Annotated in this window: 1 protein-coding gene; it reads right to left on the bottom strand. The window is 46.6% G+C overall.

Annotation, left to right across the window (positions count from 1 at the left end):
- Nucleotides 1-456: thiamine pyrophosphate-binding protein (locus tag ACS8FD_RS23085; RefSeq protein WP_439277573.1), on the bottom strand; the 456-nt coding region annotated here is incomplete at its 3' end.
- Nucleotides 457-579 lie beyond the last annotated feature (123 nt).

Raw genomic sequence — 579 nt, forward strand, 5'->3', positions numbered from 1 at the left:
TGGACGCCCTGACTGAGCGATATAAAAAGCTTTCTTGACGATTGAAGGTATTTCGCTGGCATGACGAACTTGAAAGCTATGTTTAACGATCGGCCTTGAAACACCAACCATATCCGTTTCTTGGAAGGCATCTTCACCGATTAAACTGCTTGGTACTTGACCTGAAATCACGACCATCGGCACTGAGTCCATAAACGCTGTGGCAATAGCAGTCACTGTATTCGTAGCACCAGGCCCTGATGTCGCTAACACAACGCCAGTATTGCCAGTTGTCCGCGAATAAGCATCTGCCATATGACCTGCTGCTTGCTCATGACGGACTAAGATATGTTCAATATTGTCCTGTTGAAACAGCGCATCGTATATATGTAAAACTGCACCACCTGGGTAGCCAAAAATATATTCGACCCCTTCATCTGTTAGTGATTGCACCAACATTTCTGCACCAGATAGCATCACAGGCTGAGCGCTACCCTCAGCAATACGTTGTTGTTTTTCGTCGAAGTGTTTGGCGGCATTACCCGTTTGAGTATGGCCGGTCATGTTTGGACTTTGCGTGGTTTGCGTCACTGTCATCAC

It is taken from the genome of Psychrobacter sp. 1U2 (assembly GCF_051847575.1).